Raw genomic sequence first — 22,774 nt, 5'->3', positions numbered from 1 at the left:
GAACATCCTATGTTGCTGGCAAGCCTGTTTGGTGTGGTGATGGGGTTGGTGCTCGGTTTGACCGGGGCCGGCGGTGGGATTCTCGCGGTGCCGGCGCTGGTCCTCGGCCTCGGCTGGACGATGACTCAGGCAGCGCCGGTGGCGTTGTTTGCGGTGGGCAGTGCGGCGGCGGTCGGTGCGATCGATGGCCTGCGTCATGGCCTGGTGCGCTATCGTGCGGCGTTGTTGATTGCCGCGCTCGGCGCGGTGTTTTCGCCGTTGGGCATTTACTTCGCGCACCAGTTGCCGGAGAAAATCCTGATGATCCTGTTCAGTCTGCTTATGGTCATGGTGGCCTGGCGCATGCTGCGCCGCGAGCGTCAGCAGGAAGGGCCGAGTGATCATGGCCATGCCAGTTGGGGTCAGAAGAATTGCATGCTCAATGAAGAAACCGGGCGCTTCGACTGGACCGCCAAATGCACCGCAACGCTGGCGGCGTTGGGCGCGATTACCGGGGTGGTGTCCGGTTTGCTTGGGGTCGGTGGCGGCTTCTTGATCGTGCCGGCGTTCAAGCAACTGACTGACGTGCAGATGCGCGGGATTGTCGCGACGTCGTTGATGGTGATCAGTCTGATTTCGGCGATCGGGGTGATCGGCTCGTTTCACGCCGGTGTGCGGATTGATGCGCAGGGCGCGGCGTTTATCGTCGCCAGCATTGTCGGCATGATCATCGGCCGTAAGCTCTGTGCGCGGGTGCCGGCGCGGGCGTTGCAGGTGGGATTTGCCAGTGTCTGTCTGGTGGTGGCGGGGTATATGTTGTTGCGGGCGTAAAGCAAAAATCGCAGCCCGTGAGGGCTGCGATCCATTAACCGCTTACAACACCAGATGTGGCAACCACAGCGAAATCGCCGGAATGTAGGTCACCAGCATCAACACCAGGAACAGCACCGCGTAAAACGGCAGCAGCGCTTTCACAGTGCTCTCGATGCTGACCTTGCCCACCGCCGAACCGACAAACAGCACCGCGCCTACCGGCGGTGTTATCAGCCCGATCCCGAGGTTGACCAGCATGATCATGCCGAACTGCACCGGATCCACACCGATACCGAGAATCACCGGCATCAGGATCGGCGTCAGGATCAGGATCAGCGGCGCCATGTCCATCACCGTGCCGAGCAACAGCAGCATGACGTTGATGCACATCAGGATCACGTAGCGGTTGTCCGACAGGGTCAGGAACAGCGTGGTGATCTTTGCCGGGATCTGCATCAGGGTCATGATGTAGCCGAAGCTCGCGGCGAAACCGATCAGGATCATCACGATCGAAATCGTCCGCACGGTGCGGTGCATCAGTTTCGGCAGTTCACTCCATTTGTAGTCGCGGTAAATGAACATGGTGACGAAGAATGACCACAGCACGGCAATCGCCGCCGATTCGGTCGCGGTGAAGATCCCCGAGAGGATGCCGCCGAGGATGATCACCATCGCCATCATGCCCCAGAGGGCCTCGCCGACGATTTTCAACGCCTGGCGCATCGGGATGACTTCACCTTTGGGGTAGTTGCGCTTTTTCGCGAAGATCAGGCACAGCACCATCAGGCAGGCGCTCATCATCAGGCCCGGCACTATGCCGGCCATGAATAGCGAGGCAATCGAAACCGTACCACCGGCGGCCAGGGAGTAGAGCACCGAGTTATGGCTTGGCGGAGTCAGCAGGGCTTGCACCGAGCCGCTGACGGTCACGGCGGTGGAGAAATCCCGTGGATAGCCCTTGCGTTCCATTTCCGGAATCAGCACCGAACCCACCGACGCGGTGTCGGCCACTGACGACCCGGAGATCGCGCCGAAAAAGGTCGAGGCGACAATGTTGACCAGTGACAGACCGCCGCGGACAAACCCCACCAGCACCCCGGCACACGCCACCAACCGGCGAGACATGCCGCCCTCGGCCATGATCGCACCAGCCAGCACGAAGAACGGAATGGCCAGCAGCGAGAATTTGTTCACCCCCGAGGCGACCTGAATCATCACCGCCTGGAACGGAATGTCGATCCACCATGCACCGATCAGCGCGGCCGCGCCGAGCGCGTAGGCGACCGGCATGCCGATCAGGATCAATACGATAAAGCTACCCAGCAGTATCAGAGCGTCCATTAAGCGGCACCTTCACTTTCTTCAACCAGGTCGAACTGCACGACGCGTCGTTTGCTCTGATCACCGAGCAAGAGTTTTTCCAACACGAAAATCAGCGTCAGCAAACCGCCCACGGGAATGGGCAAGTAGGTCACGCCAACCCGCAGATCGGGCAGAGCAGCCATGAACTGATTCCAAGTGGACATGCACAGTTTGGCGCCCCAGATCGTCATGAAGATGCAGATCGCCGCCATGAGCAGTTGTGAAAATATCGCCGCTGCAGATCTCAGTTGTGGAGGCATGCGATCGGTGAGCATGGCCACGGCCATGTGCGCACCGGCGCGGTAACTGGCGGCGGCGCCGATGAAGGTAAACACCATCATCAGCAGGATCGCCGTGGGCTCGGGCCAGCTCGAGCCGGTGCCCAGCACGTAGCGGGCGAACACGCCCCAGGGAATCATCAGGGAGATCGCCAGAACGGAAAGACCGGCGACCCAGATGCACGTCATGTAGATCTTGTCGTTGATACGCAGCAGTAGATTCTTCATCGGGTTCCACCGTAACCGGGCGCGCCGCAGTCATCGGGCGCACCGGGCCTTGTTCATGAGGACGGAGCGGGAGACGTTACTGAACGGCTTCGATTTTCTTGATCAGGTCGGCGTACTTCGCGCCGTACTTTTCCCGCACCGGAGCGGTGGCGTCGTAGAAGGGTTTCTTGTCGACCTCGATGAACTCGACGCCGGCGGCCTTGAGTTTTTCTTCACTGGCAGCGGACTTCTTGTCCCACAGCACGCGCTCTTCGGCTTGGGCAGCCTTGGCGGCGGTCTTGACCAGCGTCTGCTGATCCGGGGTCAGTTTTTCCCAAGTGATTTTCGACATCACGATCGGCTCTGGCAGGATCAGGTGACCGGTGAGGCTGTAGTACTTCGCATTCTGGAAGTGGTTGTGTTCGAGCAGGGTTGGCGGGTTGTTTTCCGCGCCGTCGATTACGCCGGTCTGCAGGGCGCTGAAGATCTCTCCGGTGTCCATGGCGATGCCGTTGCCGCCCATGGCGTTCATCATGTCGATGAACATCGGGTTGCCTTGCACGCGGATTTTCATGCCCTTGAGGTCTTCGAGCTTGCGCACCGGTTTCTTGGTGTAGACGTTGCGCGTGCCGCCGTCCATCCAGGCCAGGGCCACCAAGCCGAATTCGGAGTTGGTGATTTTGTCGAGGATTTCGTCGCCCACCGGGCCGTCGATGACGTTACGCATGTGTTGATGGTCGCGGAAGATGAACGGCATGTTGAACACGTTCACGTCCGGTACCACCGGGCCGACGATACCCAGGCTGACGCGAGACAGCTGTACGGCGCCGACTTGCATCTGCTCGATGACTTCCTTTTCGGAACCCAGCACACCGCCGGGGAAGTACTGAAAGGTCAGCTCGCCGTTGGTTTCCTTGGTCAGGGTCTTGCCCATGTTTTCTTCGGCCACCACGGTTGGATAACCGGCGGGATGAATGTCAGCGAATTTGAGTTGCAGGGCCTGAGCGGCGCCAGTGAAGGTAAACATCAGCGGGAGTGCAGCGGCCAGCAAGGTGCGTTTGAAGTACATGGGGGTGAGTCTCCAGTCTTGTTATTGTTGTGTTCAAGGCGCAGCGGTGCAGCAGAGGGTTTAAAGCAAATCGTTGAACAAGGGTTCCGCAAGGCCTTTGACATTGGGGTTCAGGGCGAATACGCCACCGGCCAGAGAGTGCGGATCGTGGTCGTCGCCGGGACGAATCGAGGTGACGAACAAAGTGTCCATGCGGCTGCCGCCGAAGGCACACATGGTCGGTTTTTTCACCGGCACCTCCAGTGAGAAATCAAGACGACCGTCCGGCGCGAAGCGGTGAATCAGGCCGGCGTCGTTGGCGCAGATCCAGTAGAAACCTTCAGCATCCACGGCAGCGCCATCTGGCCGCCCGGGGAAGTGGTTCATGTCGACGAACACACGACGGTTCGACGGCGTGCCGGTATCGGTGTCGTAATCGAACGCCCAGATCAGTTGCACGTCGGGGTGCGAATCGGACAGGTACATCGTCTTGCCGTCAGGGCTGAAGCCGAGGCCGTTGGGCACGATGAAACCGTCGAGCTGCGCTGCGATCACGCCAGACTGCCCGGCGCCGTAGCGATAGAGCCGACCTTCGGGCGCACTCAGCCCCATGTTCAACACCATGCTGCCGGCCCAGAAACGGCCCTGTCGGTCGCAGCGACCATCGTTGAGGCGCATGTCTGCGCGACTGTGCTCGACGCTGGCCAGCCGTTCGCTGTCGAGGCTGCCGTCGCTGTGCGGGTGCAGATGAAAAAAGCCGCTCTCCATGCCGGCGACCCAGCCGCCACCGCTATGGTGGGCGATGCAGGCGAGCATTTCCGGGGTTTTCCAGGCATGCACGTGGCCGGTGTCGGCGCTCCAGCGTTGCAGCCCGCCGTTGGCAATATCCACCCAATACAGCGCGTTTTCCTGCGGCACCCAGACCGGGCTTTCGCCCACGGCGTTGCGGGCATCGACGATCAATTCGGCTTGCATACTCATTCCTTCGCGTCGTTGTCAGGGTGATCAGTCGCCGAACGGACCTGCGGCGACAAACGCGCCGCCCTGATAGATCCGCGCCGGGTCATCGGCGGCCGGCATCGGTTGCGCCTCGACTTTTTCGCGGAACACTTCGGAGCTGTCCTTCGCCTCAAAGCCGAGGTGGCTGGCGAAGCGGTTGTCCCACCAGACGTCCTTGTTGGCGGACATGCCGTAGACCACGGTGTGGCCGACGTTCGGCGTGTACAGCGCGCGTTCGAGCAATTGCGTGAGGTCGTCGAAACTCAGCCAGGTGTGCATCATTCGGCGGTTTTGCGGCTCGGGAAACGAGGAGCCGATGCGGATACTGACGGTCTCGATGCCGTAGCGATCGAAGTAGAAACTGGCCATGTCTTCGCCGTAGGACTTGGACAAGCCGTAGTAGCCATCCGGGCGGCGCGCGGAGCTGGCGTCGAGCGGTTCGTCCTGTTTGTAGAAGCCGATGACGTGGTTGGAACTGGCGAAGATCACTCGCTTCACGCCATGCCGGCGCGCCGCTTCGTAGATGTGAAACACGCCGCAGATATTGGCGCCGAGGATTTCTTCGAAGGGCCGCTCGACGGAGACGCCGCCGAAATGCAGGATCGCATCGACACCTTCGACCAGTTGATGCACGGCGTGTTTGTCGGCCAGATCGCAAGGGACGATTTCTTCGCGATCATCGACGGCCGCGGCAATGGCGGCAATGTCCGACAGGCGCAGGACATTGGCATAAGGGCGCATACGTTCGCGGAGGACTTTGCCCAGGCCCCCGGCAGCGCCGGTCAGCAGCAGACGGTTGAACGGGGCGTGGGGAGTAGAGGTAGACGTCATGGCAAGCCCTTACACGTTGTTATTAGGTTTGTTGTAGGTTGTCGTATGACTGCGCTGAAGTATCGGTAGGGTTTCCGGAACTTGTCAACGCGACTTTTGGTGTAGATGACGGAAGGCCTGGCCTCTTTTCAATCACCACAGTTCTGTATTTGCAATGCAATCCCATGTGGGAGCGAGCCTGCTCGCGAAAGCGGTGTGTCAATTAACATCGATGGTGAATCTGCCGCCGCCACCGCTGGCAAGCCAGCTCCCACAGGTATCAGCGTTGTTTTCAATTACTGCATTCACCACAAAATCCTGTGGGAGCTGGCTTGCCAGCGATGAGGCCGGTCCAGGCAACTCTTGTATCGACTGACACGCCGCCTTCGCGAGCAGGCTCGCTCCCACAGGGAAACTCGGTGTGACGACTGGCTTTACAACAACGAAATCGGATAACTGATAAAGATCCGGTTCTCGTCAAACTCGTTGGTGCTGAAGTCCCGCCGTATCGTCGCGTTGCGCCATTTCACGTTGAGATTCTTCAGCGGGCCGCTTTGCACGGTGTAGGCCAGTTCCGACTCGCGGCCCCATTCCTTGCCGTCATTGGTGGTGGCGGTGTGCACGTTGTCGCCGCTGATGTAGCGGTTCATCAGGGTCAGGCCCGGAACACCGAGGGCGACGAAGTTGTAGTCGTGGCGCAACTGCCAGGAGCGTTCCTTGGCGTTGTCATAACTGGCGTTGTAACTGTCGTTGGCGAGGGTGCCGCCGCTGGTGCCGTTGACCCGCATCCACGCGTCGTCGCCACTGAGCTTTTGCAGACCGACATAGAAGGTGTTGCCGCCGTAGCGGGCCGAAAGCAGGGCGAACGCGGTTTTGTTGTCGAGGTCGCCAGCTTGGGCGCTGCCGTCTTCCTTGCCGGTGAAGAAACCGAGGTTGGCGCCGAGGGTCCAGTCGCCCAACGGCTGGCTGTGGCTGAGGTTGAAATACTGCTGCTGGTAGATGTCGCTGAGTTCGGCGTACCACACGCCGACGAGGGTACGCTTGTCGTTGAAGGTGTATTCGCCGCCGCCGAAGTTGAAGCGGTCGGAAGTGAACGCGCCGCGGCCGTTCATCGACATGTCTTCCATGCTCGCGTCATTGCGCGGGCTGTTGCCACGGAACTGGCCACCGTAGACAGTCAGGCCATTGATCTCGGTGGAGGTGATCTGGCCGCCGCGAAAGGTCTGCGGCAGCGAGCGGCCATCGTCGGAACGCAGGATCGGCAGCACCGGCATCCATTCGCCGACCTTCAATTCAGTCTTGGAGACTTTGGCCTTCAACGCCACGCCGAGCCGTCCGAAATTGTCGGCCGGACGCCCGTCATCGTGGATCGGCAACAGTTGCGTACCGCCCGTACCTTTGCCGCCATCGAGCTTCTGCGAGTACATGCCAAGGATGTCGAGCCCGAAGCCGACCGTGCCTTGGGTGAAGCCGGATTTGGCATCGAGAATGAAGTTCTGCGTCCACTCTTCAGCCTTGCCCTGCGGGTTGGCCGGGTTGACGAAGTTGCGGTTGAAGTAGGCATTGCGCAGGTTCAGCGTGGCTTTGCTGTCTTCGAGAAAGCCTTCGGCATCGGCGCTCATCGGTAAGGCAAGGGCGAGGCTGCTGCAGCCGATCAGGCCGATGGTGGAACGCGGGCGAAGCGTGGCAAAGCGGGAAGGGCGGACGGAACTGCAGACGAGTGTACTCACTGTGACGCTCCCTGTTGCGTTTGTTGTTTTTATTATTTGTCATACGTCGTCGTACAACATGGTTGCGGATATTTCCTCGGTTTTCCGGGAATGTCAACAGCAAGTTATACGATGACTTGCCGTCGCGACGCAGATCACTTTGTAGGAGCTGCGGCACGCTGCGATCTTTTGATCTGGCTTTTTAAAAAACAGGATCAAAAGATCGCAGCCTCGTTTCACTCGACAGCTCCTACAAAGATTTGTGTTGTCCATGGGATGTGTGTTGCCGGTGAATTTGCGGCAAACTTCACCCACGTTCCGCACAAGGCCTTTCCATGGATCAATACGCCCCGCGCAACTGGCAGCCCCACGAAAAACCCAGTCTGCCCGGTTCCCCTTCGACGCCGTTGCACTCCAACCCCAAGCGCCTGGCCTATGCGCTGGTCGGTTTACTGGTGGCGGTGACCGGTGGCTTGGGCAACTCGCTGGTGGTGGCCAACCTGCCTTATCTGCAAGGCGCACTCGGCGCGACCACGGCGGAAATGGCCTGGTTACCGGCGGCGTACGTAATGACCAACGTGTCGATGAACCTGTTGCTGGTGAAGTTTCGTCAGCAGTTCGGTTTGCGTGCATTCACCGAAGTGTTTCTGGTGCTGTATGCGCTGGTGACTTTCGGCCATCTGTTCGTCAACGACCTGAATTCCGCGGTGGCGGTGCGCGCGGCCCACGGCATGGTGGGCGCGGCGCTGAGTTCGCTGGGCCTGTATTACATGGTCCAGGCGTTCCCGGCGAAGTGGCGGCTGAAGGCGCTGGTGCTTGGCCTCGGCACCTCGCAACTGGCCTTGCCATTGGCGCGATTATTTTCCGAAGACTTGCTGCAGATCGCCGAATGGCGCGGCTTGTATCTGTTCGAACTAGGCATGGCACTGCTGTCGCTGGGCTGCGTATTGATGCTCAAGTTGCCACCGGGCGACCGCTTCAAAACCTTCGAAAAACTCGACTTTCTCACCTTCGCCATTCTCGCCACTGGCGTGGCGCTGCTGTGTGCGGTGTTGTCGCTGGGGCGGATTGACTGGTGGCTGGAGGCCAACTGGATCGGCTACGCGCTGGCTGCCTCGATTGCTTTGATCCTCGCCGGTCTGGCCATCGAACATAACCGCAGCAACCCGCTGCTGATGACCCGCTGGCTTGGCAGCGGGACGATGATCCGCCTGGCGCTGGCGGTGACCCTGATTCGCATGGTCACCTCGGAGCAGTCCACCGGTGCGGTCGGTTTCATGCAGAACCTGAACATGGGCTACGAGCAACTGCACAGCCTGTACGTGGTGATGCTGATCGGCAGTGTCGCGGGATTGTTGACCAGTGCGCTGACCATCGACCCCAAACACCTGCTGATGCCGCTGATTATCTCGCTGGCACTGATGGCCACCGGGTCGGTGATGGACAGCTTTTCCAACAACCTGACCCGCCCGGAAAACCTCTACTTCAGCCAGTTTCTGCTGGCCTTCGGCAGCACGTTTTTCCTCGGCCCGACCATGGTTTTCGGTACGCGCAACGTGCTGACCAATCCGCGCAATCTGGTGAGTTTTTCCGTGCTGTTCGGGATCTGCAACAACCTCGGTGGCCTGCTCGGTGCGGCGCTTCTGGGCACTTTTCAGATCGTCCGGGAAAAATTTCATTCCAGTCAAATCGTTGAGCACCTGACGCTGTCTGACCCTTTGGTGGCTGCGCGTGTGCAGAGCGGCGGTTCGGCGTATGGCTCGCTGTTGGCCGACCCGAGTTTGCGCAATCTGGCGGGTATTCGCAGCCTGTCCAATGCCGCCACCCGTGAGGCCAATGTACTGGCCTACAACGATGTGTTCATGTTGATCGCCGTAATTGCGGTGCTGACCATGATCTGGCTGTCCATTCGTGCGCTGTGGCTGATGAGCACCACCAAAGCCGTCGCCCCCGCGCCTTCCACACCTTCGAGCGGTGCCACTTCTTCATGACCGAACCGACCACCACAACCACCAATGCCATTGCCGCCACGCCCGAGGGTGTGGCACCGCCGTCATCGCCGAACACCGAGCCGCGCTCGCTGCGCGTGCGGATCATTTCTTCGCTGGGCTTTGCCGCGATTGCCATCGTCGGCGTGTTGATCGTTTTGTATGCCTGGCAATTGCCGCCGTTCAGCAGTGCGGTTGAGACTACCGAAAACGCCTTGGTGCGCGGGCAGGTGACGATCATCGGCCCGCAACTTGCCGGTTATGTTTACGAGGTGCCGGTGCAGGATTTCCAGTACGTGAAGGCCGGGGATTTGCTGGTGCGTCTGGACGACCGCATCTATCAGCAGCGACTCGACCAGTCACTGGCGCAACTGGCGGTGCAGAAAGCCGCGTTGGCCAATGTGGTGCAGCAACGCAACAGCGCCGAGGCGACGATCAAATTGCGTCAGGCGGCGCAGGCCGACAGCGAAGCGCAGTTGCGCAAGAGTGAAGCGGATCTGCGCCGGAATCAGGAATTGGTACGCGACGGTTCGGTGTCGAAGCGCGAGATGGACGTCGCGCTGGCGGCGAATGCGCAAAGCATTGCGGCGGTCGCGCAAGCCAAGGCCAATCTGGAAATCGCCCGTCAGGATCTGCAAACGGTGATCGTCAATCGTGGCTCGCTGGAGGCGGCCGTGGCCAGCGCCGAAGCGGCGGTGCAACTGGCACGGATTGATCTGTCGAATACGCGCATCGTCGCCCCGCGTGACGGCCAGCTCGGGCAGATCGGCGTGCGCCTCGGTGCCTACGTCAACTCCGGAGCGCAGTTGATGGCGTTGGTGCCAAACCAGAAATGGGTGATCGCCAACATGAAAGAAACCCAGATGGATAACGTGCGCGTCGGGCAACCGGTGCGCTTCACCGTCGATGCGCTGAATCACCGCCGATTCACCGGGCATGTGCAGCATATTTCGCCGGGGACGGGCTCGGAATTTGCCCTGTTGCAGGCGGACAACGCCACCGGCAATTTCGTCAAAATTGCCCAGCGGGTGCCGGTGCGGATCACCATCGATCCGGATCAGCAGGAAGAGGAGCGTTTGCGGCCGGGGATGTCGGTGGTGGTCAGCATCGACACCGCAGCGGGCGACACCCAACCTCACTGATCAACAGATAACCCTGTGGGAGCTGGCTTGCCAGCGATGACGTCGGCATATCCGAAATATTTGTTCCTGACACACCGCCATCGCTGGCAAGCCAGCTCCCACAGGGGGATCGTGTTTCAGGTTGTGATCATTGGCGGTAGAGTGCCGAGCAGGGATACGGCGGCTACGGCACCAATGCCGAGTAACCACTCCAGCATCACAGTGCGCCGGAGCGCGCCCATCCGCTGTTCACAATCTTCAACCCGCAAGCGATTGAACAGCGCCAACCCTAGCATCCCCAGCACGATCAGCGCCTTGATCAACAGAATCAACGCAAACCCGCTGAACAGCGGGGTCGGCCACCACTGGCCGGTCAGCACGCGGACATTGATCAAACCGGTGATCAGCAGCCCGGCGACCAGCGCATAACCGACGCCGCTGAAGCGCCGCAACACTTCACGCATTGGTTCCGTCGGCTGACGCAGAATCATCACCAGCAACAACAAACCACCCAGCCACGCCGCCACGCAGGTCAAATGAACGATCTGGTTGAGAATCAGCAATTGCCCGCTCAAACCATCGAGCATCGCACCATGCCCGACCGGTGCCAGGGTCGCGAGCAACAATGCGCTTAAGCCCAGTCGCATCGGCATGCTTGAGCGCCAAGGCGTGAACAACAGCGCCAACAGCGCGGCATTGATCAGCAGATGCCAGCGCCATACCTGACCAAAAAACGTATGACCCAGCACCAGCGCAACCGTGTCTGGGTCAAACGCCGCCGCTGCCGAACCGGCCATGCTCGCGGTGATCAACAGCGCCCAGGCAATTCCGCTGAGCAGTGCCACAGTCGCCAGCCAACGCGCCAGTCGCGCCAGGTGCCGGTCCACTTGCGGCGCTTCATCCTTGAGCAGCAACGGCCTGAACAACCAGGCCCCGAACAGCATCAACACCACGATGAAATGCACAAAGCGGCACAGCACCAGCGCTTCACTCATGAATTACTGACTCACCTTGAACTGGTAGGCGCCTTCGCTTGTGTGCGTGTCGACAGACACTGCGTGCCATTCGACTTTGTACTCGCCGGCGCTCAAAGGAGCTGCGGGGGTAACGATCAGGGTTTTCTTGTCGCCCTCGGTGGTCAGCGGTTTGACCGCGACCGGTGCGCCATCGCGAGTCAACGTGACTTTGGTGAAACTGGCCTCGACACCTTCGGAAAAGGTCAGGCGCAAATCGGCGGGAGCTGCGACTGTGCTATCGGCGGCCGGGATCTGGCTTTTCAGGTGGGCGTGGGCAAATACGGAAGATGCGGCGAACAGCGAAGCGAGCAGGGCAGTGGTGGTCAGGACGTTCTTGAACAGCATCGCGAATACCTCTGAGGCAGGAGTGAAGAAGCGTCAGTTTAGCCATCCGCTAACGCCAGTACGAAGTTTTGTTTGCAGCGGTCGCCCGCGGACCAGAGCGGATGCTAGTCTTGGGCAACGCTGTTGTCAGGGAGCCCTCATGGGCAATCACAAGATCGAGATTCGTCGCAACAACGTCGAGAAAATTCTCCTCGCGGCGGAAAAAGTCTTCGCCGAAAAAGGCTTCGGCGGCACGGCCATGGCCGACATCGCGGCTGAAGTGCAACTGCCGCGCTCCAACCTGCATTACTACTTCAGCACCAAGAGCGAGCTGTACAGCGCGGTGCTGTTCGATCTGCTGGAAGTATGGAAACAGGATGCGCTGTGCTTTGAGATGTTCGACGATCCGCGCGTGGTGCTGAGCAGCTACATCCGCGCCAAGATGAACCACTCGCGCAGCCGACCGTACGGCTCGAAAGTCTGGGCCAACGAGATCATCCACGGCGCGCCAACGTTGGGCGAGGCGCTGGATGTCAGCCTGTATGACTGGGCGAAAATGAAGGAAGCGAAGATTCGTCAGTGGGTCGAGGACAAGCGGATTCTGCCGGTGGAACCGTCGAGTTTGCTGTACATGATCTGGGCGTCGACGCAGCACTATGCCGACTTTGATCATCAGGTGAATATTCTGAATGAGCATCAGCCGTTGTCGGATATGCAGTTTGAGCGGGCGGTGCAGACCGTTACCAGTGTGATATTGCGTGGGATCGGGCTGGAGCCCTAGAAGCAGACCCTCACCCCAGCCCTCTCCCGGAGGGAGAGGGGGCCGACCGAGGTGTCTCTCGAAGTACATCGACCTGAAGAACCGCGTCGATTGTGGATTCAAAGCCGTCCGAGCCTGTGGCTGTTTCGACTATGGATTCAAAGCAAATCGTTCACGTCGGTGGATTTCTGAAGCATCCCCCAATCAGTCCCCTCTCCCGGAGGGAGAGGGGGTCTACGGAGGTGTCTCTCGAGGTACATCGACCTGAAGAACCGAGTCGATTGCGGATTCAAAGCAAATCGTTCACGTCGGTGGATTTCTGAAGCATCCCCCAATCAGTCCCCTCTCCCTTTGGGAGAGGGTTAGGGTGAGGGGGCTGTTGGATCAGTCGGCGATCTAGACCGCAACGTGATACGGATTCCGCGGATCATGATTCCAGTCCAGAAACGGCTTCCCAGTCTCCATCGGCACCATCTCGATACAGTCCGCCACCGGACACGTGATCTGGCACAGATTGCAGCCCACACACTCCTCATCAATCACTTCATATTTATGCGTGCCGTCCGCCTGCTTCAGACTGCTGATCGCCTGGTGTGAAGTGTCCTCACAAGCAATGTGGCAACGCCCGCAACCAATGCACGCGTCCTGATCAATCTTGGCGATCACCTGATAGTTGATATCGAGGTACTTCCAGTCCGTGGTATTGCCCACCGCGCGCCCGGAAAACTCGGCGATGCTGGCGTAACCCTGACTGTCCATCCACCGCGACAACCCATCCTTCATCTCTTCGACAATGCGGAAACCATGCAGCATCGCCGCCGTGCACACCTGCACTGCGCCGCTGCCCAGCGCCATGAATTCTGCCGCATCGCGCCAACTGCCGATGCCGCCAATCCCGCAGATCGGCAAGCCCTGGGTCTGCGGATCGCGGGCGATTTCGGCGACCATGTTCAGCGCAATCGGCTTCACGGCCGAGCCGCAATAACCGCCGTGGGTGCTTTTGCTGCCGACGGTGGGCAGGGCGACCATGTGTTCCAGGTCGACGCTGGTGATCGAGTTGATCGTATTGATCAGCGACACTGCATCGGCACCGCCGCGATGGGCGGCGCGGGCGGCGACGCGGATGTCGGTGATGTTCGGCGTCAGTTTGACGATCACCGGCAGCGAGCAATAGGTCTTGCACCAGCGCGTGACCTGTTCGACGTACTCCGGCACCTGACCGACCGCCGCACCCATACCGCGTTCAGGCATGCCGTGCGGGCAGCCGAAATTCAGCTCGATACCGTCAGCGCCGGTGGCTTCCACCAGCGGCAGAATGTGTTTCCACGATTCCTCCACGCACGGCACCATCAGCGAAACGATCAGCGCGCGATCCGGCCAGTCCTTCTTCACCTGAGTGATTTCGCGCAGGTTGATTTCCAGCGAACGGTCGGTGATCAGCTCGATGTTGTTGATGCCCAGCACTTCACGGTTATTGCCGTAGTGCGCCGAGTAACGCGACGACACGTTGACCGCCGCCGGATCCTCTCCGAGGGTTTTCCAGACCACGCCACCCCAGCCCGCTTCGAAGGCGCGGACCACGTTGTAAGCTTTGTCGGTCGGTGGCGCAGAGGCCAGCCAGAAAGGATTCGGCGCTTTGATGCCAGCGAAGACAATCGACAGATCGGCCATTTACGCAGCCTCCACGTTAAGCATCAGTTGAGCATTAATCGCCTCGGCGGCGCGTTTGCCGTGCTGCACGGCTTGCACGGTGAGGTCCTGATCGAGGCTGGTGCAGTCGCCGCCGGCATACACGCCGGGGATGCTGGTGCGCAGGTTTTCATCGACGTAGATGCGTTCGCCCTGACGCTTGAGTTCACGGGCCAACGGGTCGGCGAGGGCGCTGCCGTCGAAGGCCTGACCGATGGCTTTGAAGATCGCATCAGCGGCCAGCTCGAAAGTTTCGCCGGTGGTTTGCAGGCGACCGTCGACAAGATCGGTGCGGGCGAAACGCATGCCGCGCACCTGGCCCTGAGCGTCGAGCAGCACCTCTTCCGGTTGCGCCCAGGTCAGCAGACGTACTTGGTTGGCTTTGGCGATGTCCTGTTCATGACCGGTGGCGCCCATGTCGGCGGCGCCACGGCGATACACCAGATTGACGTCGCGGGCACCGAGGCGGGCCATTTGCACGGCCATGTCGATCGCGGTGTTACCGGCGCCAAGGACGATGCAGCGTTCGGCCAGTGGCAGTTGCGTGAGGTCATCGGCCTGGCGCAATTCGCGAATGTAGTCGGTGGCAGCGAGCAGGCCGGGGGCATCTTCGTGGGCCAAACCGAGTTGCTTGCTTGCGTTGAGGCCGAGGCCGAGGAACACCGCGTCGAACTGCTGATGCAGTTCACTCAGCGTCAGATTCTCGCCGAGCTTGTGCCCGTGACGAATCTCGATGCCGCCGATCTGCAGAAGGAAATCCAGTTCCTTCTGCGCGTAGTCGTCGACCAGTTTGTACTTGGCGATTCCGTATTCATTGAGGCCGCCAGCCTTTTCCCGAGCTTCGAAAATCACCACGTCATGGCCGTGCATGGCGCTGCGATGCGCACAGGACAAACCGGCCGGCCCGGCACCGACCACGGCGATGCGTTTGCCGCTGGCAGCCGCGCGCTGGAACGGGTGCTCGCTGAAGTGCGCGTTGTCCACGGCGTAGCGTTGCAGCAGGCCGATCAGCACCGGCGCGCATTCCTGAGCGTTGTTGCGCACGCAGGCTTGCTGGCAAAGGATTTCTGTCGGACAGACTCGGGCGCAACTGCCGCCGAGGATGTTCGCCGAGAGGATTTTCTGCGCCGCGCCGGGGACGTTGTCCTGATGAATGTTGCGGATGAACGAGGGGATGTCGATCTCGCTGGGGCACGCGTTGACGCACGGCGCGTCGTAGCAATACAGGCAGCGCGAGGCTTCCAGATGCGCCTGCCGGGCATTGAGCGGCGGCGCCAGATCGGTGAAATGCCCGGCGAGGGCGGCCGCGCTTTCGTGCGGGTGGGGGAGATGGTTCAGGGTCTCGATCACGGTTTTTTGCCTCACGGTTATTTGAGGTTCTCTGCCTCTATCGGGCAGTGGTTTTTGTGGCGTTCGGGATGGCCTCATCGCTGGCAAGCCAGCTCCCACAAGGTTTTTTGAGCACCACAGATCCCTGTGGGAGCTGGCTTGCCAGCGATAGGCCGAAGGCCGCTTTCAGCGTTTCACAGCAACTGGCTTGTGCAACTCAGCCCGCTTGCTCAGCAAATCAAACACCGCCGGATACGCCGGCCGTTCGATGTACCGCCCGGCCCCGCGCTCGGCGCGCAGGTCGCCATCGGCCCAGACCACCCGGCCCTGGCTGACGGTATGGCTCGGCACACCGCGCACGGTCTTGCCTTCGAAGATGTTGAAGTCCACCTGCTGATGGTGGGTCTTGGCGGAAATGGTCCGGGTGCCTTGCGGATCCCACAGCACCAGATCGGCATCGGCACCCACACGAATCGCGCCTTTGCGTGGATACAGGTTGAAGATCTTCGCGGTGTTGGTGGAGGTGAGGGCGACGAAATCCTGCATCGACAAACGCCCGGAGTTAACCCCCTCATCCCAAAGCACTGCCATGCGATCTTCGATACCCGCCGTACCGTTGGGAATCTTGCTGAAGTCATCGCGCCCGGCGGCTTTTTGCTCGGCGCAGAAGCAGCAATGGTCAGTCGCGGTGGTGTGCAGATTGCCATTTTGCAGTCCGTGCCACAGCGCCTCTTGATGACCCCGCGGACGGAACGGCGGGCTCATCACGTAACCGGCAGCGGTCTGCCAGTCCGGGTGTTGATAGACGCTGTCGTCGAGCAGCAAATGCCCGGCGAGGACTTCGCCATAAACCGGTTGGCCCTTGCTGCGCGCATAAGTGATTTCGTCGAGGGCTTCCTTGGTCGAAACGTGCACCAGATACAACGGCGTGCCGATGGTTTCAGCAATACGAATCGCCCGGCTCGCCGCTTCACCTTCAACCTGCGAGGGCCGCGACAGCGGATGCGCCTCCGGCCCGGTGATGCCCTGGGCCATCAACTTGCGTTGCAAGTGATAAACCAGCTCGCCGTTTTCCGCGTGCACGGTCGGCACCGCGCCGAGTTCCAGGCAGCGCTCGAAACTCGCCACCAGCGTGTCGTCGGCGGCCATGATTGCGTTCTTGTAAGCCATGAAATGCTTGAAGCTGTTGATCCCGTGATGGCTGACCAGCTCGGCCATTTCCTCACGCACCTGCTCGCTCCACCAGGTGATTGCGACGTGGAAGCCATAGTCGGAAGCCGACTTTTCCGCCCAGCCGCGCCACTGATGAAAGGCTTCCATCAGCGACTGCTGCGGATTGGGAATCACAAAATCGATGATCGATGTGGTGCCGCCGGCCAGACCGGCCGCCGTGCCGCTATAGAAATCTTCGCTGGCCACGGTGCCCATGAACGGTAGTTGCATGTGCGTGTGCGGATCGATGCCGCCAGGCATCAGGTATTGCCCGCTGCCGTCGAGGACTTCGGCGCCGGCGGGAACATCAAGGTTTTCACCGATGGCTTTGATCACGCCGTCGGCACAATAGACGTCGGCGCGATAACTTTCATCATGGGTAACAACGGTGGCGCCACGGATCAACAGAGACATTCCGAGTTCCTCGCAGGCATTGACCGACTTGTGCCGGTTCTAGATGTTTTATTGATGTACAGCGTTGCAGGTCGTATTCCTGTCAGCGCTGTCAGGAATAGAAGCTAGTCGCAGATTTGCAATAGATCAAGATTATTTTTTATAAGCTTATGACTGTTTTAAGTGTATGAAAAATAAGAATAAAAGCTATAAATCACCAAAATGGTGAGGCCGTTCACCATTTTGACGCACTTGACAGGATGGAAATATGAGCAAGATTTCCTATGTGAAATCAGCCGCTTGAAGTTGAGCTGCGGTTGCTCGCTCACGGTGAAAATAAATGCAGTGCACCAGATTGAGTCCTGTCTGTTCGGACAACTTGCCAAGTGTTTAGCCTGAGCACCCAGACAAGTTTCCGCGAACTCATCCGGTGAATAATTAAAACTGATGAATATCAGAAGGTTGCAAAGCGTTTGAAACACCGCCCGATGCGTAAGCGGGGCACCCGGCACGTTTATTGATGCCGCCGCTGACACCATGGCCGGTGCACGAAAGTTGTCAGTTCCTCCGGCCATCGTCCGGTTCGTACCCTCGGGTGCAGCCGCCTGATGAGCAAAAAAATAATCAGAAGAACAGTGGAGCGGCCATGCAACAGATCAGATCGCAAGTGACCGAGCGCGACGGCTTGTTCGAACTCGAAGCCGGCAGCGACGTCCTCGACAGTCCCCGTTACAACCACGACATGGCACCGACCAAGGTGCGCGAACGTACCTGGAACAAGTGGCACATCACCGCGCTGTGGGTCGGCATGTCGATCTGTGTGCCGACTTATACCCTCGGTGGCGTGCTCACGGCGTACTTCGGCTTGAGCGTCGGTGAAGCGCTGCTGGCGATTCTGTTCGCCAACGTCATCGTGCTGATTCCGCTGACACTTAACGCTTTCCCCGGCACCAAGTACGGCATCCCGTTTCCGGTGTTGCTGCGCTCGTCGTTCGGCATTCTCGGCTCCAACGTGCCGTGCCTGATTCGCGCACTGGTGGCGTGTGGCTGGTTCGGCATTCAGACGATGTTTGGCGGGCTGGCGATTCACCTGTTTCTCGGCTCGGTGTTCGAGGGCTGGAAATCCCTCGGCGGCACGGGGGAGGTGATTGGCTTCATGGTGTTCTGGGCGTTGAATCTGTGGGTGGTGATTCGCGGTGCCGAGTCGATCAAGTGGCTGGAAACCTTGTCGGCGCCGCTGTTGGTGGCGGTCGGCATCGGGCTGCTGGTGTGGGCGATGCCCAATGTGTCGATGACCGAGCTGCTGGCGATTCCGGCTAAACGTCCGGAGGGCGCCAGTGTGGTCAGTTACTTCGCCGCCGGGCTGACCGCAATGGTCGGTTTCTGGGCCACGTTGTCGCTGAACATTCCTGACTTCAGCCGTTATGCCAAGAGCCAGAAGGATCAGATCCTCGGGCAGATTTTCGGTCTGCCGCTGACGATGTTTTTGTTTGCATCGCTGGGCGTGATCATGACCGCCGCTTCGGTGAAACTGGTCGGTGTCACCGTCTCCGATCCGGTCACTCTGATCGGTCATATCCAGAGCCCAGTGTGGGTCGCGGTGGCCATGGCGCTGATCATTATCGCCACGTTGTCGACCAACACTGCCGCGAACATCGTCTCACCGACCAACGACTTCCAGAACATCGCACCGAAGGTCATCAACCGCACCAAAGCGGTGTTGCTGACCGGGTTTGTCGGACTGTTGCTGATGGGTCATGAATTGCTGAAAAAACTCGGTTTGATCGTCTCCGATGTCAGCCTGGAAACCGTGTATTCCAACTGGCTGCTGGGTTATTCGAGCCTGCTCGGGCCGATCGCCGGGATCATGGTGGTGGACTATTTCCTGATCAAGAAACAGCAACTGGACCTGGCCGGTTTATACCGCGACGACGTCTATCCGGCGTGGAACTGGGCCGGGTTTCTCGCGTTCGGTGTGCCGGTGGTGCTGACCTTGCTGTCGCTGGGTAGCGATGCGTTCAGCTGGTTCTACAGCTATGGCTGGTTCACCGGCTCGGCGCTGGGCGGGATTATTTATTACGGGTTGTGCGTGATGCGTGCGCAGCCTTCGGTCGTTAAATCAGCGGTGTAAGTGAGGGCCCCATCGCTGGCAAGCCAGCTCCCACAAGGATTGAGTCGTACACAAATTGTGTGTTCAACCCAAAACCTGTGGGAGCTGGCTTGCCAGCGATGTCGGCCTGACAGACACCACAGCAGTATCCATAGGAAAAGCAGCCTGAGGAGATCCCCATGAACGCAGCCGTAGACGTTCTGCAATCAACCCATCAGCACATCAACCGCGACCGCTTATGGGCGTCGCTCATGGAGCTGGCCAAGCTCGGCGCCACGGTCAAGGGCGGTGTCTGTCGCCTGGCCCTGACCGATCTCGACCGCCAGGCCCGCGACCTCTTCGTGCAATGGTGCAAGGACGCCGGATGCAGCGTCACGGTCGATGCCGTCGGCAACATCTTCGCCCGTCGCCCCGGGCGTAATCCGAATCTGCCACCGGTGATGACCGGCAGCCACATCGACACCCAGCCCACCGGCGGCAAGTTCGACGGATGCTTCGGCGTGCTTGCCGGCGTCGAAGTCCTGCGCACGCTCAACGACCTCGGTGTGGAAACCGAAGCGCCGCTGGAAGTGGTGGTCTGGACCAACGAAGAAGGCTCACGCTTCGCCCCATGCATGATGGGCTCCGGTGTGTTCGCCGAGAAATTCACCCTCGAAGAAACCCTCGCCAAAGTCGATGCCGACGGCGTCACCGTTGGCGAAGCGCTCAACGCGATCGGCTACGCTGGCCCGCGCAAGGTCAGCGGGCATAAGGTCGGCGCCTATTTCGAGGCGCACATCGAGCAAGGCCCGATCCTCGAAGACGAACAGAAAACCATCGGCGTGGTGCTCGGTGCTCTGGGGCAGAAGTGGTTCGACCTCAAACTTCGCGGCGTCGAAGCGCATGCCGGCCCGACGCCGATGCACCTGCGCAAAGATGCACTGGTCGGCGCTTCGGTGATCGTCGGCGCCGTCAACCGCGCCGCCCTCGGCCACCAGCCGCATGCCTGCGGCACCGTCGGCTGCCTGCAAGCCTATCCCGGTTCGCGCAACGTCATTCCTGGCGAAGTGCGCATGACCCTCGACTTCCGTCATCTGGAACCGGCGCGTCTGGACTCGATGATCGCTGAAGTAAAGCAAGTCATCGACGCCACCTGCGAAGAACACGGCCTGACTTATGAACTGACCCCGACCGCGGACTTCCCGCCGCTGTACTTCGAAAAAGGCTGTGTGGAAGCGGTGCGCAGCGCAGCAAAAGGGCTTGGCTTGTCGAATATGGACATCGTCAGCGGCGCCGGCCATGACGCGATTTTTCTCGCCGAACTCGGACCGGCCGGGATGATCTTCGTGCCGTGCGAAGGCGGCATCAGCCACAACGAAATCGAGAACGCCGCGCCGGATGATCTGGCGGCCGGGTGTGCGGTGTTGTTGCGGGCGATGCTGGCGGCTTCGGCGATGGTCGCGGGAGGGCAGCGGGCGGCTTGAAGATGAAAAGATCGCAGTCTTCGGCAACTCCTACAGGGAAACCATAAATCCTGTGTAGGAGCTGCCGGAGGCTGCGATCTTTTCGCTGTCACCACAAAGTCATGAAAATGTGCGATTTTGCCGGCCCATGAAAATCATCACCTCCGGCGCGTCCTATCTGGACATCGACGCCTACGCCTGCTGCATCGCTTATGCAGAACTGCTCAATCTGCGAGGCATTCCCGCCCGCGCCATGAGCAGCGCACAACCCAACGCCAGCGTTTCGCACACCGTGCTCGGCTGGGCTGCTGCTTTTGACGATTGCCAGCCGACGCTGGACGATGAGTTTGTCCTGGTCGATGTCTCGGACTATCACCATTTCGACCCGTTGGTGGTGCTCGAACGGGTGGTGGAAGTCATCGATCATCATCCGGGGTACGAGCATTACTGGGCGCAGAAGCTTGGGTCTGCTGCCGATATTCGCCCGATCGGCGCGGCGGCAACTCAGGTTTTTCAGCGCTGGCAGGCGGCCGGTGTGCTGCTGCAGATCAGCGTGCAAAGTGCCGCTTTGCTGGCCACCGCGATTCTCGACAACACGCAGAATTTCACCGGACAGATGACCACGCCAGCGGACATCGAGGCTTACGCCGACCTCGCTTCACGGGCAAAACTGCCGGCAGACTGGCCTCGGCAATATTTTCTCGAGTGCCAGGCCAACATCGAGTCGAACCTTGCCGCTGCATTGGCAGCCGACTCGAAACGGATGAAACCCGAGAGCAACCTGCCATGCTTTTTCGCGCAAATGACTGTTTGGGATGCCGACACCTTGCTGCAAAAGCACCGGCCGATGATCAATTGCTGGATGGCAGAGCAGGGCGATGACTGGCTGCTGAATGTGATCAGTATCCGCGACCGCGAAAGCTGCTTTCTGGCGCCAGCCGAGGTCAGCCAGCAAAAGCTCAATCGCTTGTTGCCACTCGACTGGCAGGGCGGATTGGCCGTGCGGGCACCCTCAATGCTGCGCAAGGAACTATTGAAATTGGCACTGGACGCTGCCAGTCACTGCGCGCCAAACACCATCGTCCAGTAAACCCCTTCGTCACTGCGCGTCTCACTGGCAAACCCGGCGCCGACCTGGGTAAACATCGGATTCATCAGGTTGGCGCAGTGCCCGGGGCTGGCCAGCCATCCAGCCATGGCCTTGCCCGGTGAACTCTGTCCGGCAGCAATGTTTTCGCCGATCTGCCGACCGCGATAGCCGGCCGCCCGGGCGCGATCGGCAGGCAGGTCGCCGTCCGGATCGCGGTGGGCGAAGTAGTTGCCGTAAGCCATGGCTTTGCTGTGCCCCTGCGCGGCTGCGCCCAGTGCTGCGTTCCAGCTCAACGGCCGGGCGGCGGCGAAGCGCTGGCGTCCGCACATCCGTGGCCGGGCGCGCGCGGCGTTTACCTCAGCGAGCAAGGCCTTGCCGACGCTGCGGTTATCGCCGACACGGCTGTCGAGCACCGGTTGCGCCAACACCACTTGCCATTCATTACGCGAACGACTGACACCGATGTCGGCGTAGCTCGCATCCAGCAGCGCGGCGCAGTGTTCGTCTTGCAGCAAGTCGAAGGCCTCTTCGGCGTCCTCGGCCCCAATCACGCGAATACTGCGCACCGCGATGGCGGAATACCCGGACGACTTCAGCGCTTCACGCATGCCACCGGCGTAGCGATAACCGATCGGCAAGGCCAGGTTCGACTTCAGCACCAACGGCGCCAGACGCTGCGGCGGGCGCCGATCGCAGCGCTGCGGATGGGCACGATAGTCGTTGATGGCAGCCACCAGTTGTCGCTCCGCACCGGCATGGGCGGTTTCAGCGAACAGCGGTGAAAGGATCAGCAGGCACAGCGAAACGAAGCGAGACGAACGAACGGCGTGGCGCATGAGACGGGCAGCTCTGAAAGAGGACAGCGCAAAAGTTGAGTGAACCGCAGAAAGCGGCGCGAGTAGGACTGGGCTTTTTGGACTTGGTTCAAGGGGCGGGGAGGGGGTTTATTGTGGGGCGACGACTTGCTGCATGTTTCAGGACGATTAAGCGTGGTTGGACTGGCCTCATCGCTGGCAAGCCAGCTCCCACAGGGGACGGAGCCGTACACAAAAATTGTGTTCACCGCAAAAACTGTGGGAGCTGGCTTGCCAGCGA

At 60.1% G+C, this 22,774-nt stretch carries 19 protein-coding genes; 7 read left to right on the top strand and 12 right to left on the bottom strand.

The window, feature by feature from the left end:
• Nucleotides 1–9: 9 nt before the first annotated feature.
• Nucleotides 10–810 (top strand): sulfite exporter TauE/SafE family protein, encoded by an 801-nt coding sequence (locus LOY43_RS16880; protein ID WP_095047991.1) that lies wholly within the window; start codon nt 10–12, stop codon nt 808–810.
• A 42-nt stretch (nt 811–852) separates the two neighbouring features.
• On the opposite strand, the gene LOY43_RS16875 is transcribed toward LOY43_RS16880, so the two are convergent.
• The 6 genes from LOY43_RS16875 to LOY43_RS16850 all read right to left on the bottom strand — a co-directional run bounded on the left by LOY43_RS16875 (nt 853) and on the right by LOY43_RS16850 (nt 7,226).
• A complete protein-coding gene (locus tag LOY43_RS16875; protein ID WP_099756578.1) occupies nt 853–2,133 on the bottom strand; it encodes a TRAP transporter large permease in 1,281 nt (426 codons plus the stop codon).
• On the bottom strand, nt 2,133–2,660 hold the full coding sequence (locus LOY43_RS16870; RefSeq protein WP_038365548.1) for a TRAP transporter small permease: 528 nt from the start codon (nt 2,658–2,660) through the stop codon (nt 2,133–2,135). The genes LOY43_RS16875 and LOY43_RS16870 overlap by 1 nt, the downstream gene beginning before the upstream one ends.
• Before the next feature lie 76 nt (nt 2,661–2,736).
• Nucleotides 2,737–3,708, bottom strand: a complete 972-nt coding sequence (locus tag LOY43_RS16865; RefSeq protein ID WP_258708427.1) for a TRAP transporter substrate-binding protein — start codon at nt 3,706–3,708, stop codon at nt 2,737–2,739.
• Nucleotides 3,709–3,768: 60 nt separating this feature from the next.
• A complete protein-coding gene (locus tag LOY43_RS16860; protein ID WP_258708426.1) occupies nt 3,769–4,662 on the bottom strand; it encodes an SMP-30/gluconolactonase/LRE family protein in 894 nt (297 codons plus the stop codon).
• Nucleotides 4,663–4,692: 30 nt separating this feature from the next.
• Entirely contained in the window at nt 4,693–5,517 is an 825-nt protein-coding gene (locus LOY43_RS16855) for an NAD(P)-dependent oxidoreductase (protein WP_258708425.1), read from the bottom strand.
• Between the two features lie 413 nt (nt 5,518–5,930).
• Nucleotides 5,931–7,226, bottom strand: a complete 1,296-nt coding sequence (locus tag LOY43_RS16850; protein WP_258708424.1) for an OprD family porin — start codon at nt 7,224–7,226, stop codon at nt 5,931–5,933.
• Between the two features lie 314 nt (nt 7,227–7,540).
• Between LOY43_RS16850 and LOY43_RS16845 the strand changes: the two genes are divergently transcribed.
• Both LOY43_RS16845 and LOY43_RS16840 read left to right on the top strand, forming a co-directional pair.
• A complete protein-coding gene (locus LOY43_RS16845) occupies nt 7,541–9,196 on the top strand; it encodes an MFS transporter (protein WP_095047985.1) in 1,656 nt (551 codons plus the stop codon).
• The gene (locus tag LOY43_RS16840) at nt 9,193–10,335 is read left to right on the top strand and encodes an HlyD family secretion protein (RefSeq protein ID WP_095124546.1); all 1,143 of its coding nucleotides are present in this window, start codon (nt 9,193–9,195) and stop codon (nt 10,333–10,335) included. The genes LOY43_RS16845 and LOY43_RS16840 overlap by 4 nt, the downstream gene beginning before the upstream one ends.
• A gap of 116 nt (nt 10,336–10,451) precedes the next feature.
• Here the strand turns inward: LOY43_RS16840 and copD are convergent, their stop codons facing one another.
• Nucleotides 10,452–11,309 carry a copper homeostasis membrane protein CopD gene (gene copD, locus LOY43_RS16835; protein ID WP_258708423.1) on the bottom strand — a complete coding sequence of 286 codons (858 nt, stop codon included), beginning with the start codon at nt 11,307–11,309 and terminating at the stop codon, nt 10,452–10,454.
• A 3-nt stretch (nt 11,310–11,312) separates the two neighbouring features.
• Nucleotides 11,313–11,675, bottom strand: a complete 363-nt coding sequence (gene copC / locus LOY43_RS16830) for a copper homeostasis periplasmic binding protein CopC (protein ID WP_258708422.1) — start codon at nt 11,673–11,675, stop codon at nt 11,313–11,315.
• A gap of 139 nt (nt 11,676–11,814) precedes the next feature.
• On the opposite strand from copC, the gene LOY43_RS16825 reads away from it, so the two are divergent.
• Nucleotides 11,815–12,435, top strand: a complete 621-nt coding sequence (locus tag LOY43_RS16825; RefSeq protein WP_007919317.1) for a TetR/AcrR family transcriptional regulator — start codon at nt 11,815–11,817, stop codon at nt 12,433–12,435.
• 375 nt (nt 12,436–12,810) lie between these two features.
• Here the strand turns inward: LOY43_RS16825 and preA are convergent, their stop codons facing one another.
• The 3 genes from preA to hydA form a co-directional block, all read right to left on the bottom strand.
• Nucleotides 12,811–14,085: an NAD-dependent dihydropyrimidine dehydrogenase subunit PreA gene (preA, locus tag LOY43_RS16820; protein WP_093440896.1), complete on the bottom strand. Its 1,275-nt coding sequence runs from the start codon at nt 14,083–14,085 to the stop codon at nt 12,811–12,813.
• Nucleotides 14,086–15,453 carry an NAD(P)-dependent oxidoreductase gene (locus LOY43_RS16815; protein WP_095124548.1) on the bottom strand — a complete coding sequence of 456 codons (1,368 nt, stop codon included), beginning with the start codon at nt 15,451–15,453 and terminating at the stop codon, nt 14,086–14,088. It abuts the gene before it with no gap.
• A gap of 165 nt (nt 15,454–15,618) precedes the next feature.
• A complete protein-coding gene (hydA, locus tag LOY43_RS16810; protein WP_095047980.1) occupies nt 15,619–17,058 on the bottom strand; it encodes a dihydropyrimidinase in 1,440 nt (479 codons plus the stop codon).
• A 625-nt stretch (nt 17,059–17,683) separates the two neighbouring features.
• Between hydA and LOY43_RS16805 the strand changes: the two genes are divergently transcribed.
• The 3 genes from LOY43_RS16805 to LOY43_RS16795 all read left to right on the top strand — a co-directional run bounded on the left by LOY43_RS16805 (nt 17,684) and on the right by LOY43_RS16795 (nt 21,679).
• Nucleotides 17,684–19,168 (top strand): NCS1 family nucleobase:cation symporter-1, encoded by a 1,485-nt coding sequence (locus LOY43_RS16805; protein WP_095047979.1) that lies wholly within the window; start codon nt 17,684–17,686, stop codon nt 19,166–19,168.
• Between the two features lie 158 nt (nt 19,169–19,326).
• Entirely contained in the window at nt 19,327–20,610 is a 1,284-nt protein-coding gene (locus LOY43_RS16800; RefSeq protein ID WP_258708421.1) for a Zn-dependent hydrolase, read from the top strand.
• A gap of 127 nt (nt 20,611–20,737) precedes the next feature.
• The gene (locus LOY43_RS16795) at nt 20,738–21,679 is read left to right on the top strand and encodes a bifunctional oligoribonuclease/PAP phosphatase NrnA (RefSeq protein ID WP_095124551.1); all 942 of its coding nucleotides are present in this window, start codon (nt 20,738–20,740) and stop codon (nt 21,677–21,679) included.
• Here LOY43_RS16795 and LOY43_RS16790 read toward each other — a convergent pair.
• On the bottom strand, nt 21,649–22,515 hold the full coding sequence (locus tag LOY43_RS16790; protein WP_258708420.1) for a CAP domain-containing protein: 867 nt from the start codon (nt 22,513–22,515) through the stop codon (nt 21,649–21,651). The genes LOY43_RS16795 and LOY43_RS16790 overlap by 31 nt on opposite strands.
• Between the last annotated feature and the right edge of the window lie 259 nt (nt 22,516–22,774).

This window comes from Pseudomonas sp. B21-041, from assembly GCF_024748675.1.
Lineage (GTDB): Bacteria > Pseudomonadota > Gammaproteobacteria > Pseudomonadales > Pseudomonadaceae > Aquipseudomonas > Aquipseudomonas neuropathica.
The sequence above is the reverse complement of the archived record's forward strand: the minus strand, read 5'-3'. Positions and strand labels throughout refer to the sequence as shown.

What these genes read in the sequence shown, in the direction of transcription:
- LOY43_RS16880 (WP_095047991.1), top strand. Translation starts at nt 10, where the DNA reads ATGTTGCTGGCAAGCCTGTTTGGTGTGGTGATGGGGTTGGTGCTCGGT.
- LOY43_RS16875 (WP_099756578.1), bottom strand. Translation starts at nt 2,133, where the DNA reads ATGGACGCTCTGATACTGCTGGGTAGCTTTATCGTATTGATCCTGATC.
- LOY43_RS16870 (WP_038365548.1), bottom strand. Translation starts at nt 2,660, where the DNA reads ATGAAGAATCTACTGCTGCGTATCAACGACAAGATCTACATGACGTGC.
- LOY43_RS16865 (WP_258708427.1), bottom strand. Translation starts at nt 3,708, where the DNA reads ATGTACTTCAAACGCACCTTGCTGGCCGCTGCACTCCCGCTGATGTTT.
- LOY43_RS16860 (WP_258708426.1), bottom strand. Translation starts at nt 4,662, where the DNA reads ATGCAAGCCGAATTGATCGTCGATGCCCGCAACGCCGTGGGCGAAAGC.
- LOY43_RS16855 (WP_258708425.1), bottom strand. Translation starts at nt 5,517, where the DNA reads ATGACGTCTACCTCTACTCCCCACGCCCCGTTCAACCGTCTGCTGCTG.
- LOY43_RS16845 (WP_095047985.1), top strand. Translation starts at nt 7,541, where the DNA reads ATGGATCAATACGCCCCGCGCAACTGGCAGCCCCACGAAAAACCCAGT.
- LOY43_RS16840 (WP_095124546.1), top strand. Translation starts at nt 9,193, where the DNA reads ATGACCGAACCGACCACCACAACCACCAATGCCATTGCCGCCACGCCC.
- copD (WP_258708423.1), bottom strand. Translation starts at nt 11,309, where the DNA reads ATGAGTGAAGCGCTGGTGCTGTGCCGCTTTGTGCATTTCATCGTGGTG.
- copC (WP_258708422.1), bottom strand. Translation starts at nt 11,675, where the DNA reads ATGCTGTTCAAGAACGTCCTGACCACCACTGCCCTGCTCGCTTCGCTG.
- LOY43_RS16825 (WP_007919317.1), top strand. Translation starts at nt 11,815, where the DNA reads ATGGGCAATCACAAGATCGAGATTCGTCGCAACAACGTCGAGAAAATT.
- preA (WP_093440896.1), bottom strand. Translation starts at nt 14,085, where the DNA reads ATGGCCGATCTGTCGATTGTCTTCGCTGGCATCAAAGCGCCGAATCCT.
- hydA (WP_095047980.1), bottom strand. Translation starts at nt 17,058, where the DNA reads ATGTCTCTGTTGATCCGTGGCGCCACCGTTGTTACCCATGATGAAAGT.
- LOY43_RS16805 (WP_095047979.1), top strand. Translation starts at nt 17,684, where the DNA reads ATGCAACAGATCAGATCGCAAGTGACCGAGCGCGACGGCTTGTTCGAA.
- LOY43_RS16800 (WP_258708421.1), top strand. Translation starts at nt 19,327, where the DNA reads ATGAACGCAGCCGTAGACGTTCTGCAATCAACCCATCAGCACATCAAC.
- LOY43_RS16795 (WP_095124551.1), top strand. Translation starts at nt 20,738, where the DNA reads ATGAAAATCATCACCTCCGGCGCGTCCTATCTGGACATCGACGCCTAC.
- LOY43_RS16790 (WP_258708420.1), bottom strand. Translation starts at nt 22,515, where the DNA reads ATGCGCCACGCCGTTCGTTCGTCTCGCTTCGTTTCGCTGTGCCTGCTG.